At 57.0% G+C, this 17,495-nt stretch carries 19 protein-coding genes and 5 tRNA genes; 5 read left to right on the top strand and 19 right to left on the bottom strand.

Translation table 11 applies throughout. From position 1 onward, the window contains the following. Positions 1-107: 107 nt before the first annotated feature. The 12 genes from rplA to ACTQX9_RS01340 all read right to left on the bottom strand — a co-directional run bounded on the left by rplA (position 108) and on the right by ACTQX9_RS01340 (position 8,060). Entirely contained in the window at positions 108-815 is a 708-nt protein-coding gene (rplA, locus tag ACTQX9_RS01395; RefSeq protein ID WP_154514750.1) for a 50S ribosomal protein L1, read from the bottom strand. A gap of 116 nt (positions 816-931) precedes the next feature. Continuing rightward, a complete protein-coding gene (gene rplK, locus ACTQX9_RS01390) occupies positions 932-1,360 on the bottom strand; it encodes a 50S ribosomal protein L11 (RefSeq protein WP_022093893.1) in 429 nt (142 codons plus the stop codon). A 120-nt stretch (positions 1,361-1,480) separates the two neighbouring features. After that, entirely contained in the window at positions 1,481-2,017 is a 537-nt protein-coding gene (gene nusG, locus ACTQX9_RS01385) for a transcription termination/antitermination protein NusG (RefSeq protein ID WP_427718370.1), read from the bottom strand. A 3-nt stretch (positions 2,018-2,020) separates the two neighbouring features. Further along, positions 2,021-2,359, bottom strand: coding sequence for a preprotein translocase subunit SecE (secE, locus tag ACTQX9_RS01380; RefSeq protein WP_154514754.1), 339 nt, complete (start codon positions 2,357-2,359; stop codon positions 2,021-2,023). Positions 2,360-2,435: 76 nt separating this feature from the next. Continuing rightward, a tRNA-Trp gene (locus ACTQX9_RS01375) sits at positions 2,436-2,511 on the bottom strand. 13 nt (positions 2,512-2,524) lie between these two features. Beyond that, positions 2,525-2,674 carry a 50S ribosomal protein L33 gene (gene rpmG / locus ACTQX9_RS01370; protein WP_102372646.1) on the bottom strand — a complete coding sequence of 50 codons (150 nt, stop codon included), beginning with the start codon at positions 2,672-2,674 and terminating at the stop codon, positions 2,525-2,527. Between the two features lie 278 nt (positions 2,675-2,952). Next, on the bottom strand, positions 2,953-4,143 hold the full coding sequence (gene tuf, locus ACTQX9_RS01365) for an elongation factor Tu (RefSeq protein WP_154514756.1): 1,191 nt from the start codon (positions 4,141-4,143) through the stop codon (positions 2,953-2,955). Positions 4,144-4,239: 96 nt separating this feature from the next. Beyond that, a tRNA-Met gene (locus ACTQX9_RS01360) sits at positions 4,240-4,316 on the bottom strand. Positions 4,317-4,319: 3 nt separating this feature from the next. Beyond that, a tRNA-Thr gene (locus tag ACTQX9_RS01355) sits at positions 4,320-4,395 on the bottom strand. A gap of 10 nt (positions 4,396-4,405) precedes the next feature. Then, positions 4,406-4,487: transfer RNA gene (locus ACTQX9_RS01350), tRNA-Tyr, on the bottom strand. A gap of 637 nt (positions 4,488-5,124) precedes the next feature. Further along, on the bottom strand, positions 5,125-5,817 hold the full coding sequence (locus ACTQX9_RS01345) for a hypothetical protein (protein WP_427727045.1): 693 nt from the start codon (positions 5,815-5,817) through the stop codon (positions 5,125-5,127). Positions 5,818-7,145: 1,328 nt separating this feature from the next. Further along, positions 7,146-8,060, bottom strand: coding sequence for a DNA methyltransferase (locus tag ACTQX9_RS01340; protein WP_441540283.1), 915 nt, complete (start codon positions 8,058-8,060; stop codon positions 7,146-7,148). A gap of 45 nt (positions 8,061-8,105) precedes the next feature. Between ACTQX9_RS01340 and ACTQX9_RS01335 the strand changes: the two genes are divergently transcribed. From ACTQX9_RS01335 to ACTQX9_RS01315, 5 genes are all read left to right on the top strand, one after another. Next, positions 8,106-8,360, top strand: coding sequence for a hypothetical protein (locus ACTQX9_RS01335; protein ID WP_441540282.1), 255 nt, complete (start codon positions 8,106-8,108; stop codon positions 8,358-8,360). 30 nt (positions 8,361-8,390) lie between these two features. After that, on the top strand, positions 8,391-9,017 hold the full coding sequence (locus ACTQX9_RS01330; protein ID WP_441540281.1) for a hypothetical protein: 627 nt from the start codon (positions 8,391-8,393) through the stop codon (positions 9,015-9,017). 162 nt (positions 9,018-9,179) lie between these two features. After that, positions 9,180-9,452 carry a hypothetical protein gene (locus ACTQX9_RS01325; protein ID WP_427727039.1) on the top strand — a complete coding sequence of 91 codons (273 nt, stop codon included), beginning with the start codon at positions 9,180-9,182 and terminating at the stop codon, positions 9,450-9,452. A 152-nt stretch (positions 9,453-9,604) separates the two neighbouring features. Next, the gene (locus ACTQX9_RS01320) at positions 9,605-10,171 is read left to right on the top strand and encodes a hypothetical protein (RefSeq protein WP_441540280.1); all 567 of its coding nucleotides are present in this window, start codon (positions 9,605-9,607) and stop codon (positions 10,169-10,171) included. Between the two features lie 394 nt (positions 10,172-10,565). Then, positions 10,566-11,357, top strand: a complete 792-nt coding sequence (locus ACTQX9_RS01315) for an FxLYD domain-containing protein (RefSeq protein WP_427747692.1) — start codon at positions 10,566-10,568, stop codon at positions 11,355-11,357. 242 nt (positions 11,358-11,599) lie between these two features. Here the strand turns inward: ACTQX9_RS01315 and ACTQX9_RS01310 are convergent. The 7 genes from ACTQX9_RS01310 to disA form a co-directional block, all read right to left on the bottom strand. Then, positions 11,600-11,674 (bottom strand) — tRNA-Thr (locus tag ACTQX9_RS01310). Positions 11,675-11,899: 225 nt separating this feature from the next. Then, complete coding sequence (locus tag ACTQX9_RS01305; RefSeq protein ID WP_427718358.1) at positions 11,900-12,577, bottom strand: NYN domain-containing protein; 678 nt, start codon at positions 12,575-12,577, stop codon at positions 11,900-11,902. Positions 12,578-12,580: 3 nt separating this feature from the next. Then, positions 12,581-13,495, bottom strand: a complete 915-nt coding sequence (gene rlmB / locus ACTQX9_RS01300; protein WP_441540279.1) for a 23S rRNA (guanosine(2251)-2'-O)-methyltransferase RlmB — start codon at positions 13,493-13,495, stop codon at positions 12,581-12,583. A gap of 167 nt (positions 13,496-13,662) precedes the next feature. Next, positions 13,663-15,129: a cysteine--tRNA ligase gene (gene cysS, locus ACTQX9_RS01295; RefSeq protein ID WP_441540278.1), complete on the bottom strand. Its 1,467-nt coding sequence runs from the start codon at positions 15,127-15,129 to the stop codon at positions 13,663-13,665. A gap of 3 nt (positions 15,130-15,132) precedes the next feature. After that, positions 15,133-15,627: a 2-C-methyl-D-erythritol 2,4-cyclodiphosphate synthase gene (gene ispF / locus ACTQX9_RS01290; protein ID WP_441032115.1), complete on the bottom strand. Its 495-nt coding sequence runs from the start codon at positions 15,625-15,627 to the stop codon at positions 15,133-15,135. After that, a complete protein-coding gene (gene ispD / locus ACTQX9_RS01285) occupies positions 15,617-16,345 on the bottom strand; it encodes a 2-C-methyl-D-erythritol 4-phosphate cytidylyltransferase (protein ID WP_154514770.1) in 729 nt (242 codons plus the stop codon). The genes ispF and ispD overlap by 11 nt, the downstream gene beginning before the upstream one ends. After that, positions 16,345-17,385: a DNA integrity scanning diadenylate cyclase DisA gene (gene disA / locus ACTQX9_RS01280; RefSeq protein ID WP_370450554.1), complete on the bottom strand. Its 1,041-nt coding sequence runs from the start codon at positions 17,383-17,385 to the stop codon at positions 16,345-16,347. The genes ispD and disA overlap by 1 nt, the downstream gene beginning before the upstream one ends. Positions 17,386-17,495: the final 110 nt, after the last annotated feature.

Raw genomic sequence — 17,495 nt, 5'->3', positions numbered from 1 at the left:
TCTCCTTCGTGTTGGTTTTGGCCCGAAATAGCAAGGAACCCGGTCCTGCACGAGACAGAACCGGGTTCCTTTAGCAATGCTTGCTTTGCTCAGGCAGTAACTAGAAGTTACTCAGCCAGGAAGTCACGCTGGACAGCGGGATCGACCTTGACGCCAGGGCCCATGGTGGAAGACACAGAGATGGACTTGACGTACTTGCCCTTAGCTGAAGAGGGCTTGACGCGCAGGATCTCGGTGTACAGGGCAGCGTAGTTCTCAACGAGCTGCTGCTCAGAGAAGGACTTCTTGCCCAGGGGCACGTGGCAGATGCCATAACGGTCGGCGCGATACTCAACGCGGCCGGCCTTGAGCTCGGAGACCATCTTGGCGACGTCCATGGTCACGGTGCCGAGCTTGGGGTTCGGCATGAGGCCACGGGGACCAAGGATCTTACCGATGCGGCCAACCTTGGCCATCATGTTCGGCGTAGCGATAGCGGCGTCGAAGTTGATCTCGCCCTTCTGAATCTGGGCGACGAGCTCGTCGGAACCGATGATATCGGCGCCGGCAGCCTCGGCCTCACGGGCCTTCTCGCCCTCGGCGAAGACGGCAACACGAACGGTCTTGCCGGTGCCGTGGGGCAGGGAGATGGAACCACGGATGTTCTGGTCAGCCTTACGAGTATCGATGCCCAGACGGAAGTGGGCCTCGACGGTCTCGTCGAACTTGGCGGTGTCGAGCTCCTTGATGAGCTTGGCAGCCTGAAGGGGGGTGTAGAGCGTGGCGCGGTCGACCTTCTCGGCAGCGGCGTTATAGCTCTTACCATGCTTAGCCATGTGCATTACCTCCTGTGGTTAAACGGGCGTGAGCCCTCCCACATCGTATCGTGTGCCCTATTGCACACATTTAACGGGCGCCCCGGTCGGAGCACCCGTCGTTACCTAGAAAAACGCTACTCAGCGATGGTGACGCCCATGGAACGGGCGGTACCGGCGATGATCTTCTTGGCGGCGTCAATGTCGTTGGCATTGAGGTCCGGCATCTTGATCTCGGCGATCTTGGTGAGCTGCTCCTGAGAGAGCTGGCCAACCTTGTCGGCCTGGGGCTTAGCGGAACCAGACTTGAGGTTCAGCTCCTTCTTGATGAGGTGAGCCGCCGGCGGAGTCTTGGTGATGAAGGAGAAGGACTTATCCTCGTAGACAGAGATCTCAACGGGGATAATGTCGCCCTTCTTGTCCTGCGTCTCGGCGTTAAAGGCCTGGCAGAACTGCATGATGTTCACGCCAGCAGCGCCCAGGGCGGGGCCGACGGGAGGAGCGGGGTTAGCGGCACCAGCAGGAATCTGGAGCTTAATGACGTTGGCAACCTTCTTCTCAGCCATGGTCATTCCTTTCGAATCACGAGTGTGAAGTACTTGCTATATCGTAAGCACGCACGTGTTAGAAGCACTCCTGAGATGAGCAGTCACAGAAGAAGCACGCTCGCGCGAACGGACGAAAACTTAAGCGATGACAGCGACCTGGTTAAAGTCAAGCTCGACCGGCGTCTCGCGGCCAAAGATCATCAGCGTGACCTTGAGCTTGCCTGCCTCGGCGTTAACCTCGGAGACCTTGCCATCAAAGTCGGTAAGCGGGCCATCGGTGACGCGGACGGACGTACCGACCTCAATATCAACCGACGTACGCTTGGGCGAATCGCCCTTACCGGGACGACGAGTCATCTTATTGTACTCGTCGCGGGAAAGCGGAGCGGGCTTGCCGTTGCCGCCCAGGAAACCGGTGACGCCGGGCGTGTTGCGAACACACGTCCATGCATCGTCATCCATCTCCATGCGAACCAGGACATAACCCGGGAAGATCTTAGAATCCTTGGTCTCGCGCTTGCCACCCTCTTTGATCTCGGTGACGCGCTCCATAGGAATCTCAATATCAAAGATACGATCCTGCATGCCCATGGTCTCGATGCGATGCTCGAGATCGGACTTAACGCGGTTCTCGTATCCAGAGTAAGTGTGGACGACGTACCAACGCTTAGACATGGTTTAGCCCCTCAATCCAGAGAACAGAGCAAGAGCCTCGCCAAAGCCAGCATCGAGCAGAGCGATGACGACGCCGACGACGATCAGAGAAGCGCAAACGACGACCGAGTAGTTCACGAGCTCCTTCTTATCGGGCCACGTGACACGCTTCATCTCGGACTTCACCGAAGCAAAATACTTCTTGGTGCGGGCGAAGAAACCGGGCTTCTCGTTCTTCTTGGACTTCGCAGCCTTCTCGCTCTTCTTGGCAACGGCCTTCTTGGCCTCAACCTTGGAGTTGGCGGCAGCTTTGTTGGCAGGCGCCTGCTGCTGTGCCTTCTTCTTGTTCTTCTTGTTGGCCATTTGGGTTACCTCCGCGCAATGCGCTTATACATGAGTAAACCGTAAGCCCCCAAATGGGAGCTTACGGAATAATGACTGGCACGCCAGGAAGGACTCGAACCCTCAACACTCGGTTTTGGAGACCGATGCTCTACCAATTGAACTACTGGCGTATGTGACTAGAGACTAGCGAGTCTCTTTGTGCAGCGTGTGGTGACGGCACCAGGGGCAATACTTCTTGATCTCCATACGATCAGGCATGTTCGCCTTGTTCTTAGTGGTCGTATAGTTGCGGCGCTTGCACTCAGTGCACGCAAGAGTAACTAGAGTACGCATGTATCCTGAACCTTTCATATCCGCCCCGTACGGGCACGAGTTGGTACTTTATCAGCTCTACGTAAGTGCTGTCAACGAAAACCTCGAATCAATTGGTTCTCGGTAGATCCATTCATATTTGGAACACATCAATGGAGCCAACGAGATCTAATCGATTCCTCACGCTCAACTTAAGAGCGAGCTAAGCGTAATCATCAGGCAAAAAGACCCACGTAGAAAAGAACCCGGCACCCATATAAGTGCCGGGTTCTCTAAGTCAGCTGTATCAGAGAGCTAATTTACTCAATGATCGTGGAGACGATGCCCGAACCGACGGTGTGGCCACCCTCGCGGATAGCGAAGCGCAGGCCCTCCTCCATAGCGATCGGGTGAATGAGGTCGCCCTCGATGGTGATGTGGTCACCAGGCATAGCCATCTCGGTGCCCTCGGGGAGCTTGACCGTACCGGTAACGTCGGTGGTACGGAAGTAGAACTGAGGACGATAACCATCGAAGAACGGGGTGTGACGGCCGCCCTCCTCCTTGGTCAGAACGTAGATCTCACCGGTGAACTTGGTGTGCGGGGTAACCGAACCGGGCTTGCAGAGAACCTGGCCGCGCTCGATGTCCTCGCGCTTGATGCCGCGGAGCAGCAGACCGACGTTGTCGCCAGCCTCGCAGAAGTCCATGGACTTACGGAACATCTCGATACCGGTAACGACGGTGTTCTGGGTATCCTTGATGCCGACGATCTCGACGGGCTCGTTGAGCTTGAGCTCACCGCGCTCGACACGGCCGGTAGCAACGGTACCACGGCCGGAGATGGTCATAACGTCCTCAACGGCCATCAGGAACGGGAGGTCGTTGTCACGAGCAGGCGTCGGGATGTACTCGTCGACGGCAGACATGAGCTCGCGAATGGCGTCCATCCACTTGGCGTCGCCCTCGAGAGCGCCCAGAGCGGAACCACGGATGACGGGGATGTCGTCGCCGGGGAATTCGTACTCGGAAAGGAGCTCACGGGTCTCCATCTCGACGAGGTCGATGAGCTCGTCATCGTCGACCATGTCGCACTTGTTCAGGAAGACGACGATGTAGGGAACGCCGACCTGACGGGCGAGCAGGATGTGCTCGCGGGTCTGAGCCATGGGGCCGTCGGTAGCGGCGATGACCAGGATAGCGCCGTCCATCTGAGCAGCACCGGAGATCATGTTCTTGACGTAGTCAGCGTGGCCCGGGCAGTCAACGTGAGCGTAGTGACGGGCAGCAGTCTCGTACTCGACGTGGGAGACGGAGATCGTAATGCCGCGCTCGCGCTCCTCGGGAGCCTTGTCGATGTTCTCGAACGCAGTGAAGTCAGCCTTGCAGCCCTCGGTCTCGGAGAGAACCTTGGTGATGGCAGCGGTCAGCGTGGTCTTGCCGTGGTCGACGTGACCAATGGTGCCGATGTTAACATGCGGCTTAGTGCGCTCAAACTTCTCTTTGGCCATAAAGCCCTCCTCTAAACAGGTCGTCCCCGGACGGGACTATGCCTTTATACCATAGTGGCCTCTCAACATACTATTGAGAAGCCACCGTGTTACCTATGGTAGCGGTGACTGGATTCGAACCAGTGACGCCACGGGTATGAACCGTGTGCTCTAACCAACTGAGCTACACCGCCGGATGGAGCCTGCAACCAGACTTGAACTGGTGACCTCTTCGTTACCAACGAAGTGCTCTACCGACTGAGCTATACAGGCACTTGACGGGTGGGAGCTATAGGATTCGAACCTATGTAGGCAGAGCCAACGGGTTTACAGCCCGTCCCCATTAACCACTCGGGCAAACTCCCAATCGTTCAAGTATCCGCAGGTTCTTTGGTCTTTTGGGCCTCCGCCCCCGCGAACGAAAAAGATAATACGATGCAACCTTGGGGGCTGTCAACGAAAACCTATAAATACACGGTGCCGGGCGTATCTATATACCTTTGACCTGCGGTTTTGCTGAATTTAGATATGAAGAACGGCGGATTTGGCTGCGCTGGCGACATTTCCCGAGGGAACACTTTGGTGTGGTGGAGCACGCTTGCGGCATCGACTTTCGATAACGATCCTCGTGCGTCCGAATATCCTCGCTCAACCAGGATGACTGGGACCGGTCCGGCCTTTGTCTCGATCTGTAACATCTAGAGAACATTTTCTCCCCTATCTGTTACAGATCGAGATGTTTCCCTGGCGGTCTCCCGTTTATCTAAATCTGTAACAGCAAGAACGGTTTTCCTTCCCTAGTTGTTACAGATCGAGATGTTTCGCAGAGACCCTAGCTTACGTCTCATTCTGTAACAGTTAGAACGGTTTTCCTTCCCTAGTTGTTACAGATTGAGACACATCTCAGCTCGCCCCCAGATTGTCTATATCTGTAACAGCTGGAAGCTGAATGCTCGTCCTCGTGTTACAGATCTAGATTGTCGACCAACCCCAATCAAGCCCTTAAGCCAGTACCTCAGATCCGTTGTAGAGCCTGCTGCCTTCAAACGAGCGCAGCAGGAGCTCGCGACGTTCATCGAGGTCCTTTAGCTCGCAGGGAAACACAAATAGCATCACGTTTTGATGGTACTTGTAATCGGCATAGACATCCGGATCGCCCAAGCGCGTGGGCGTGGAAACGATATCCTCCGACATGTGCTCGCTTGAGCCCACATAAATTCCCAGATAGTCACTGTAGTTCTTATCGTGATCGCCTTTTTGATACTTCGCGATAAGGTAGCAGCCAGGCATATCAAAGCCGTTAAACGCGGCATCGGCAGCCTTTTTCTGCTGGCAGACAAACTTGTGCAGGGGCATCGCCGTGGACGCACTTTCGAAAATCGACTGCCTTGCGGCGTTGATCTTCTTGCGAGCCTCGGCGGCCTCTCTTGAGTCCTGCAACGCTTTCGCGGCGCCGCCCAGCGCGCCAACTGCCGCGCCAAAGCCGTCGGCCGCGACACCGAGCCCCTTGCCAATACCATCGGCAACGACACGTGCACCGTTAGCGGCACCATCCGCAGCATCCTTTACAGCGCCGCCGACAGCTTCGACATCGACGCCGAGCTGCTTTGCGCCATCAATGACGTCCGCGGCCGCAACCAGGACCTTCGCCGCAAGGCTCATCGCATCTTTTACTGTTTTCAGATCTACAGACATCCTAGAATTCCTTTCGATATCTCGCATAACCAAAACAGCTCATGACTCATAAATAGCGTCAGGCGGTTGCCGCAGCCTCCCGCGGCTATGCGAAATGCATGCGGTACCCAAGTCAGCAGTTTAAATCGGGCTGCGTAATGAGTCCCAACGGGTTGCCTATTAATCGGCGAGCGCAACGAGCGTTTCGAGAAACGCCAATGACTCGCACTCCCCCCATTATTCGAAGCCAGATGATGTGTTCTACCGATAGCCCGTCACGGGCGTAGACGGTGCTCACGCCATTGTCGAGCGCCATCACGACAGGTGCCAGGTCATTCGGCTGATGCCTCAGCCGACGCAAGGCCGTGTAACACGGTATCAGCCACAGGTTGTTGCTCAACAAATACGCTGCCTCCTGTGGCATACTTTAATTTACTAATGTATCGAGAAAGAGAGTGTCATGGTCCCTTCGGGTAACGGCTGCAGCCAGATCATCATCATTGCTTTGGGCATTTGCCTTGGCCTGACTATGTTTGCGGTCTGTGGCTAAACGATTCAGATCTGCGCTTATTTCCAGCGCAAATCTTCTGCCGCTGCTTGCCGGCATCGTGTATCTCGTTAACAGATACATTGCGAGCTTCGACTTTTTCCTCCCCTACGACTTCGCCCATTATCAGCTCGGAGATCTGTGCGGAGGAATCATTTTTCCCGCCTACGTAAACGTCCTCTGCGAAACGGTGAGCGGGAAAACGCCGATATGCAACTTTGCAAGTAGCTTGGCATTATCGGTGGGATGCTCAATCTGCTGGGAAGTACTTGCGCCCATGGTGCTCGAGTTTAGTACCCCAGATCCGCTTGATGCCTGCATGTACGTTATCGGCGGCATCTTGTATCTCGTCGCTTTTAAGCTAACGGCGGGTAATCGAAAATAGCTGTGCACTGGAATCGAACCATACGTTTCAATCCATGTACGTGTGGTTCGATTCGGACTTTATAGCGACGCCCCAAACCGCAATGCAAGTCTCCCAATAATTGGAAGACGGGATTCACCAGCGACGTCATTTTGATTTGATCGGCAGCAGATCTTCAACGAACCGACCGGTCCATTCATTTGGCTCCAGCCCGCGAATCTCGAAGATGGCCTCGAAATCCTTCTTGCTTAGACGATAGCCAAAACGCGTATTCAACCACATCTCGGATTCTGCCCGCCAGATTTTTCGCGAGCCGGAGTCATCGAGCGGACAATCTGGGAAGACACGTCAGCCCACTCTCCATCGTCTTCCTCATATCGCTCTCTACCGAGAATGCTTTCGACCTGTGGCTCGAACATGCCGAAGAGACTCGAAATGTCACGTCGCCGCTCGGCCTCGTAATGGGGCTGAAGGTTTTGAAGAGCTCCTCGAGGTTTGCCACGGCGGCGGCGTTGGAGAAGTATGCGTCGCGGAAGACGGCATGTAGCGTGGGCGCTCCTTGGCGATGGCCTCCAGCGCTACGGTATCGACATCCTCGTCAAAACATGCGATAAGCTGGCCGCCATTGACATCGAAGCACACCTTGCCGCCGGTTTCGCGCTCGACGACCTTCGCGGAGTACTCGATGCGGAACGTGGGCAGGACCTGGAAGAGAAGGTCGAGCGGCGGGGCGTCCTCAGCGGCGTTGTCGGCGAAGAGGTCGAGCGCGGTCTGCTCGTACTGTTCGGGCGTGGCGTACTCGTCCTTGAGACAGGACTCGTCTACACGCAGCACGCGGAAGCCGATGTCGGGCACGGGCTTGGACTCGGCGCCGAGTTCGAGCTGCTCGTTTGTCTTATCGACCTCGGCCCTGATCTTCTCGCCTGCTCGACGGATGCACTCCTCGCCGATTTCACAAATCGTACCGCATCCGTCTCTGTACGCTGTCGAATTGCTGTCGCAAACCTCGGGGAGTTGGACCAAGATGAACTTTCTTAATCCCGAGTCGAGCATGTTTTGATGGATGACGGAACGCGCGGTTGCGCCAGATCCGGAAAAGAAATCGGCAATAAATGAGTTACTATCAGCAACAATATCAAGAATCTTATCTATTAGAGCCGTGGGTTTGGGAAAGTCAAAGTACTTACCGTCTAGGATGCTACTCACTTCCTTGCTTGCTACATCCGTCGACCCCACTTCCTTATATGACCAGAGATTCGCGGGAACAGCGCCGTCCATCTCCGCTAGGAATTTCTTTAATCTTGAATAGGTGTTACCTCCATCCTTTCCCCAGTAGAGTCGGTTTTCGGCCACATGTTTTTCATAGGTGACCTGTTCATATTTCCAAGCGTTTGTCGGATGAACGACAGTGCAACCTGTTATTGGGTTGGCCTTACGTTTGAGCTATTGAATGCATCTGCCGAAGATCTGCTCTACGCCTACCAACCCGAAGGCGATCGCCACCACGCGGGCATCGTCACCTACACCCCCAACACCCGCGCCACCCACATCATCGAACACGCCACTACCGACCACGGCGCCCACTACGCCCACCGCCTAGCCACTCACCTAGCTAATACGGACACCACACCTCATAACGGCTATATTGAATAACGCCTGCACCGTAAAGAAGAGAGAGTCACCGTGAGCTCATATCATTGTCCCCACTGCAATGCTGATCTAAAGGAACAGCCCTTCTTTACTGCGGACGACGATGGCTATATATGCGACGCATGCGGAGAGTTCATCTACGACTCCACAACGGACATCAAGCACTGTGAATGCTGTGACGCAATCTTGAATGGCCAGGATGATTATGAGGGCTGGCAATCACTTCATACTTGTAGCGAATGCGGCATGCTCAACGTGTCTGATGAAGAGTCTGATGTCCCCACAGATACCGACAGCCTGCTATTGGCAGTTCTCGGAGTCGCAACAGCAGCAACAAAGCTTCTCTCAAATGTTGCAGAGCTTACTTGCAATATTGCCGAGTCAAAGCTTGAAAAACAACGCGCCGAGGAAAGCCGCCAGAGGAAGCCAGAGAGCCGTAAGAAGAAACCGGGAAACCGTCGTAAGAAGTCAGAAAGCGAAGGCTGCTTCACGGGATGCCTGCTCCCTCTTCTCGCGTTCGCCGCCTTAATGCTTGCAATAATTTTGTTCGTTAATCGCCCAGATCTAGCACTCAAGGTTTTCAATCTTATGACGGAAATCATTGCAGCCGCACTCGAGCTTTTTGCAGGAGCTTTTGAGAACTTCTTTTCGAACCTCTAAAACCTCCTCCGACCAGCGTTTAACTACCGTTTATGGTCGAAGGAGGTCACAAAGAGACGTTAAGATCGAATCGGCTTCAGGCCTTGCGTCGCCCAGCGGCATGAGCCCTAAGATCGAATGGAAATAGGTAATGAATGCAGCAATCTGAGGGGGTCGCGGAACGTGAGGGCACAGATTGCCATCGCCTGGGTCAAATACAAATATCGAGCATGGAACGTCAAGGTCACCAACGCCTGCCCCTTCAAAGGCGGAACCGCATATCTGCTCGGTCCGACGCTAGCCGACGGGCAGGAGCCTCCTGCCATCGGGGGCATACCCTTTGTCGTAGAAGAGAAAGGACGGGCGCGGATTGTCCCGCAACTGTCGCAAGAGTGGTTCGATATTATGCGGGCGAGCAGACCGTTCGAAGACAAGTCAAATCACGGAAACACCTAGGCATCACCCCCGCACCCGCCCCCTCAACTCGCACAAAAGCCACTCCGTTTGACCCCAAATAATGCACCGCTCGTATTTGTTGCTCAACAAATCGAATGAACGTCCGTATTACAGTAAAGGAGCTGTTTAGTGTGCAATAAGAAAGGCCGACGATGAATCAACTGTCCAGAAGGGGCTTTCTCGCATTGATGGGCGCCGTTTCGCTTTCCATGGCAGGCTGTGGCAACGTCTCGAACGAAGATTACAACGCTAAGAACCACGTGACGTTTAAGGGCGCGTACGCCGTAGAGAATGCGGAAAACTCGACGGTTGAGTTATGGGTGCTCTCGACCGTTGACGCCGACGAAGACGAGAACCTGAATGGCGTTTATTACGAAAACGCGGCAAAGGGCGGCGCGGCCGGGACGTGTGGGCCTGAAATACAGTTTGACGACAAGAACTCCTATACCGACGACTACTACCTGAACAAGGGGCAGTACGATGAGCTGTTCGCAGGGACCGGCTATGGCTGTTGGAGCGGCATGGATACTCTTGTTGCGGGGTCCGGTGATAAATACCACATGGTAATGAGCTTCTCCTCGGTAGCCAAATCTGACATCGAGAAGTGCGAAAAAGCGAAAGTCAGTAACGTCTCGTATGATTTCAAGTTCGATACAAGCGACATTAAAACAGTCGCATCGCGCGAGGAAGTTATCTCCGAAGCAATGAACCTCCAGTAGAGAACGACTCAAGATCAGAAGACCGCCCAGGCAATGCAGCCTCAGGCGGTCTTTCTTTTATCGCTCCCGCCCCCCAACTCGCACCTTTGTCGCAGCCTCGAGTTCGTCTGCCTCAGTAAAATAGATGCAAACACGGTAGACAGGAGCGGCTATGCCAAAGTTCCAGTACGTTAAAACCGGCGACTTCGAAGCCCCAGCTAGATTCAAGACCAAAGGCGGGGAGGCACTTTCGGCTTACTTAGGATCATCATCGCGGACGGTCACAAAATACTTTTTGTTGCTCAACAAATTGAAAACGATTCGCTCCCATTTACCGAAAAGCTCCCTTATAACAGTGTTTTAATGACAAGGGGTGGTAGCCTATGACGTGTCGGAATAAGGGAAAGGATGCGATATGAAAAAACGCCTTACCGTACTATTTGCATGCCTGGTCGTCATGATCGGCTTGGCTGCATGTTCCTCGAACAACAAGAGCGAGGAGCCTCAGTATGTTGATGACACCGCCATGGAGACGATCGCCAAGGGCTATGAAGCTCGCCAGGACGCCATAAGCGAGATGGAGCAAAATGGCGAAGACACCGGAACCAGCAAAGCATACAAGAAGTTCATCAACACAGAGCTCGATATCGACAAGGAGCTCAAAGACGCAAAGTTCAAGGACTCCCAAATGCAGGAGGACGTCCTCTCCTACATCAACTCCCTCCAGGGTCAATTGGATGTGGTAGAGAACAACTCCCCCTCGAGCGATTCGTTCTACACGGAATGGTCGGACGCCTATGACAAGCGCTCCTCTGCGCTGAAGGTTCTTGTCGAAAAATACGATCTGACTGTTTCGGATAAGTACAAGGATGATTTTGACGACATCGTTGCCAACGGCACCGCTGCCACTAAGAAAAACGAGCAGGACGAGGGCCTAGCCAATAACTTCAACAATGTCCCGTGGGATTGCGCTGATGACGGCTATGGCAGCTACACGTATTCCGCCGTCGTTGAAAATACTACGCAGTACACCTACTCGAACGTCACCATCACCCTTGGACTGTATGACGCCGATGGCGTAAGGCAGGGCGAGGCTTACACCGACGTCAACAGCTGGGCACCGGGCGAGAAGGTTCGCTTCGAAGCCTACGGCACCGTCAGCGCGCAGACCGTAAAGGTTGAGCCTACTTATTACGAGGCTGAATAGAATTTCAGCCAACTTAATTAAGGTCACCCTGTACCGCCCAAATGCGCACGCCCTCCATTTCTCATTTATAAGAATTTGAGGGCCGTTCGCATTTGGGCGGAACTTTTTTTCAAGACCGATATTTTGCTTCCGCTTGTTACAGATTAAGACAACTGGAAAGCTGGCAGGCTCCCAGCCCGACGCTAATCGCCATAAATAGAAACGGGCCCTGTCCCACTAGGGAACAGAGCCCGAAACTCTCATGGAGCCAGTGACAGGAATCGAACCCGCAACCCACTGATTACAAATCAGTTGCGCTACCGTTGCGCCACACTGGCACACTTGGCGCTTTCGCGCGAAGCCAATTAAGAATAAAGGAATTGCGGACGGGGCGCAACAGGCCCTTTGATCGACCATATCTCAAAACTATTCGTCAGAACGAATAGTTTTATCTGTTCGCCAGAACCAAAAACTATTCGTTTTGGCGATGCCAAGCCGCAACCCATTGATTACAAACCAGTTGGTTGATCAATCGAGAAAGCAGCTCCCCATAGAAGGTTTACCTACCTCCCGCGCAGGGCTTTGAGCTTGGCCAGGGCATCGGGGCTCAGGCGACTGCCCAGAGTCATCTTGATCTGCGGAGCCTCCTCGGCCTCGCGGACGTCGTTATCGATCTGTTTGATCTCGTCCACCAGCATGCGGCTCGAGATGCGCGTAACGCCCTTGCCCATGACGACGGCCTGGATTGTGCCGTCACTCGATACAACGGAGCACGCGCGGCCTTCCTCGCGCGCCTCGATGCAGAGCTTTTGTACCACGGTATCGGCCGATACACCCGTCGGCGAAAACTCGATGCGCACGCCGCGAGCCGGCAGGTTGGGGCGCTCGCTAGAGATATTGCCTGCACCGTCAAACACAATTACGGCCTCGTAGCGGCCCTGGGCAAAGGCGGCGACGTCGTTGATAAGGGCGGTGCGCGCCATATCGTGAACGTCGCTGGAATACGGATCGTCGGAATGGTCGTACACGAGCTTTTCGTAGCGCGGCGTGCAGTGGATCACGTTGTAGCCGTCGACCACCAGCAGCTCGGGCTTATTGGAGTGCACCGTGGAGACCGGGTCGGCGATAGCCTGCGCAAACGCATTGCCGCCTACGCCGTAGGTCGCGGCCGAGACAATCGGCTTGGCCGAGCCTTCGCCAAAGCGCTTGGCCTTAGACTTGGCGCGGTTCTTCTTGGACATGCGCTACTCCTCCCCCATGAGCTCGCCGGCGTTGCGACGTAGCCACTCAAAGCACAGTGCCGTCGTTGCCTGGGCAACGTTGAGGCTCTCGGTCATGCCACGCTGAGGAAGCTTGGTCAAAAAGTCGCATTTCTCGAGTACCAGGCGCGAGATGCCGTCGCCCTCGGAGCCCATGACAAGCGCCACGCGGCCCTCGAAGGGAGCATCCCAGCAACTGCCCTCGGCGTGCTCGGAGGCACCGCCCACCCAAAAGCCAGCGGCCTTAAGATCGTCGAGCGCACGGGCAATGTTGGGGACCTGCGCGATAGGCAGATGCATGACGGCGCCGGCTGAGGTCTTGTAGCTGCCCACGGTCACTCCGGCAGCGCGCTTGTTGGCAATAATGACGCCCGCCGCGCCCACGACCTCGGCGGAGCGCACGATAGCGCCAAAGTTACCGTCGTCGGTCACGTGGTCGAGCACCACGACAAGTGCCGGACCCTCGCCTGCACGGTCGAGGATATCGGCGACATCCGCATAAGGGAAGTTACCCACCTCGAGCGCAATACCCTGGTGAGCGCCATGGCTCGACAGCGCATCGAGCTGCGCGCGCGGCACGTACTTAATGCGGACACCCGCGGCGTTGAGGTCATCGACCAGACGAGACAGGGCGGCATCGCGCTCCCCGCCCTCGGCAATGAGCGCGCACTTGATGGGAAAACCGGTGCGCAGCGCCTCGACGGCAGCACGACGGCCTTCGATAAACTCGCCCTTGGGAGCCTGGACAGCGTCGCGGTTGCGATCGCTCTGCGGACGCGCAGCTTGGGTGCGATCGCGCTGGCCCTTGGAAGCGGCAGCGCGGTCATTTCGGCGAATCGGACGCGAGCCAGAAGCGGCCTGCTTGCCGCCACGAGGCGCACGCTTGCGATTGTCGGCCATAGGACGGCCTCCTAAATACAACTATCAAACGAAACAAATAGACCGACCGCCCGAGGTGCGGCAGATTGCCTTGAAAGAAGAGGGCATAGACCTTGGGTCCATGCCCGACGATTGAAAGGCAAGGTGCCGTGGCTCGGGCGGTCGGGTGCTTGGGAAACCCGCGGGGGTTAGAGGGATTTGATACGGGTGCCGGCGGCGGTATCTTCAATCGTCAGGCCCAGGTCCTTGAGTTGATCGCGGATGGCATCTGCCAAGTCCCAGTTCTTGGCGGCACGGGCCTCGGCGCGAGCCTCGAGAATCTTGGCAGCGGCCTCGTCCACGTCGTCACCAGTGTAGGCGACCAAGCCGGCGGCAACGCCCAAAAGGCCCAGCGGTAGCTCGACCTTGGGCTCGGGAAGCTCAACGCCAAACGTATCGAGCAGCTCGACCAGCGTATCGGCGGCAGCAAGAGCCGCGGCCTTGTCGGCAGCGTCGCCCGCCTGCTCCAGATACTGATTGCACTCGGTGACAAAACCAAAGACGGCGCCCATGGCACCGGCGGTGTTAAAGTCGTCGTCCATGCACTCCTTAAAGGCGGCACGGGTCTCGGCAGCCTTGGCGGCAAACGCCTCAGATGCCGCCTCATCGGCATCGGCCGTCGCATGGTTCGCGGCCCAGCGCAGGTTCTCGACCGTACCGGCGATACGCGTGAGCGAATTCTCGGCACCCTCCAGGCGCTCCCAGGAGAAGTCGAGCGGCGAGCGATAGCTCGTCTGCAGCATCAGCAGGCGCAGGGCGGCAGCGGAGTGCTGCTCGAGCACCTCGGCCAGCGTAAAGAAGTTACCAAGCGACTTGGACATCTTCTCGCCGTCGACCAGCAGCATGCCCGTGTGCATCCAGGTGTTGGAGAAGCCCTGGTGCCAGGCGCAGGCAGCCTGGGCGCACTCGTTCTCGTGATGCGGGAAGGCAAGGTCGGAGCCACCGCCGTGAATGTCGATCGGGGTACCCAGGTAGCGGTGCACCATGGCGGCGCACTCGGTGTGCCAGCCGGGACGGCCCTCGCCCCAGGGGCTCGGCCAGCTGGGCTCGCCGGGCTTGGCGGCCTTCCACAGCGCAAAGTCGAGCGGGTCGTTCTTGTCCTCGTTCTCCTCGATGCGCGCACCCACCATAAGGTCGTCGATGTTGCGGCCCGAGACCTGACCGTAGTTGGGATCGCTGCGCACGGCAAAGTACACGTCGCCGTTATCGGCGGCGTAAGCGTGGCCCTGCTCGATGAGCGCCTTGATCATGGCAATCATGGGGCCGATCTCCTTGGTGGCGCGGGGGCGCACATCGGGATCGAGCACGTTGGCAGCGCGCATGACGCCAATAAACTTATCCGAGAACTCCGTCGCGACCTCGGCGGCCGTACGGCCCTGCTCGTTAGCGCGCTTGATGATCTTGTCGTCGACATCGGTAAGGTTCTGGGCGAACGTGACCTCGTAGCCGCTCGCGATGAGCCAGCGTCGAATCACATCGAAGCTGATGAACGTGCGGGCGTTGCCGATGTGGATGTTGTCGTAAACCGTGGGTCCGCACACGTACATACGGACCTTGCCGGGCTCGATGGGCTGGAACTCTTCCTTTTTATGGGTAGCGCTGTTGTAGATACGCATTCGTTACTCCTTAACGGTTTTCTGTAGCAGGCAGACGGCCCAGGCGCCAATTCCCTCGCCTTGACCTTCCCAACCGAGCTTTTCGGTCGTGGTGGCGGCGACGCCCACGTTTTCGACGTCAACGCCCAGGACATGGGCCAAGTTGGCACGCATGGCATCGCGGTGCGGGGTGATCTTAGGCTGCTGGCAGGCAATGGTGCAGTCGGCATCGACAAACTCAAAGCCCAGCTCGCGCGCATAGTCCATTACGCGGGCAAGCAACACCATCGAGTCGGCACCCTCGTAGGCGGGGTCGGTGTCGGGGAACAGCTTGCCAATGTCTCCCCCGCGGCAGGCGCCCAGAATAGCGTCAGCCAGCGCGTGCGCGAGCACATCGGCATCCGAGTGGCCCAGCAGGCCGCGCTCGTAGGGAATGTCGACCCCGCCGATGATACATCGACGCCCCTCCACCAAACGGTGGACGTCGTAGCCGTGGCCAATGCGCAGGTTACTGAACATGGGGAAGGTCCTCTCTCTCGGCCATCCGCCCGAGCAAAATCGCGGTTACGGGACGCAAGTCCTCGGGCACCGTCACCTTAAGGTTGTCGCGCGGGCTCTGGACGCAGCGGACGCGCCCACCCATGCGCTCGACCAGTGACGAATCGTCCGTACCGATAAAGCCCTCGGCAATCGCCGCGGCATGGGCGCGTTTCATGGCGTCGACACTAAAGATTTGCGGCGTCTGCGCGGCCCAATAGAGTTCGCGTGGCGGCGTCTCGACAATGTTGTCCCCATCGACGATCTTGAGCGTGTCGATCGCGGGCTGGCCACACACGACACCGTCGAGCGATCGGTCGCTCACGAGCACGTCGATAGCGTGATCGATGGCCTCGGTAGTAATGAGCGGACGAGCGCCGTCGTGAATGGCGACGTATTCAAAGCCTGCCGGCACCGCATGCACGCCGGCACGAGTGGAGTCCTGGCGAGTATCGCCGGCATCGGCGAAGCTGATGGGCGTGTTATACGAATACGGGCTGATGGCCAGGCGGCGCATCTCGGCACGACGCTCGGCAGGGCAAACCACGACGATGTGGCCGACCTTATCGCTACGGTCAAACGCGCGGATGGACCAGCTCATAAGCGGACGGCCCGCTACATTGACGAGCTGCTTGCCACCGGGATTACCAAAGCGCTGGCCGCTGCCACCGGCAACGACCACGGCGCATACGGGCGCCATTATGCGTTCCCCTGTTTGGTGCCCTTCATGCGGTACAGGGAGTCCGCAAGAATGGCAGGGTTGTTAACGCCAAAGTCGCCCAGGCGCTCCGGATCCTTGCTGATGTCGTCCATGAGCTCCTGCAGCGAGCCATACTCGTCGACGATCTTCTCGGCCACGCCGTCGCGCACGACGGACACGCGCGAAAGCGTGCGCAGGCCCAGCGGCGTCATGACGGAGTCCTCGTCCAGGTCGTCGTAACCCAGAACCGCCGCCACATGCTGCGGGTCGGACAAGTCCTTGGGCGTCATGCGGCTAAGCTCGGCACGGATCTTCTCGGCGTTTGCCTCGGAGGAATCGCTTGCGTAGTCGCGAATCATCAAGTCGTACTCGGTATCCATGCTGGAGCCGGCGAGCTGCTCGAGCTGCATCTGCACGAGCTTGCCCTGGTTGCCCAGCTTGACAATGCAATCCTTAAGCTCGGTCTTTGCCTGCTGCATGATCTCGAAACTCGAGAAAATGCCGGTGATGTCGGCGAGCGTGACGTAGTCGTCCAGCTCGAGGGCCGTCAGACGCAGCAGGGAGCGGTCGAGCGACTGACGGGTGGTCTGAAGCGTAGCGACGAGCTGGTTGACCGAGCTCATGATGGTGGTGACGGGCTGAATCTCATAGCTCTTGCCGTGCACATACACGTTGACGACGGCACGACGGGCCGAGACCGAGATCACGATGGCGTCGGTGAGCACCGACATGCGAGCGGCAGTACGGTGACGCATGCCCGTCTCGCTCGTGGCGAGCGAGGGGTCGGGATTGAGGTGGAAATTGGCGCGCAGGATCTGGGTAAGGTCGCCGTCGATGACGATGGCGCCGTCCATCTTGGAAAGCTCGAACAGGCGGTTCGAGGTAAACGAAATGTTGAGCGGGAAGCCGTCGTTACCGGCAGCGAGCACGTTTTCGGTGTCGCCGACGCAGATAAGGGCACCCAGGTGACCGGCGATGATCATGTCAAGGGCGGTGCGGATCGGCTGGCCAGGTGCCGTCAGGCGGATGGCCTGTTCCATACGCTTTTGCAGCTCGTTCTTATCCAAGGCATCGCTCCCATCGTATACGCTCCATAAACGTCAATAAGTTTCTCACGGTTTGCCCCTGTGACGCCCGCAAATTCCGATGC

The organism is Collinsella sp. LCP19S3_F2 (genome assembly GCF_052121015.1).
Classification (GTDB): Bacteria; Actinomycetota; Coriobacteriia; order Coriobacteriales; family Coriobacteriaceae; genus Collinsella.
Note: the sequence above shows the minus strand (reverse complement) of the source record. Positions and strands in the feature narration are given on the sequence as shown.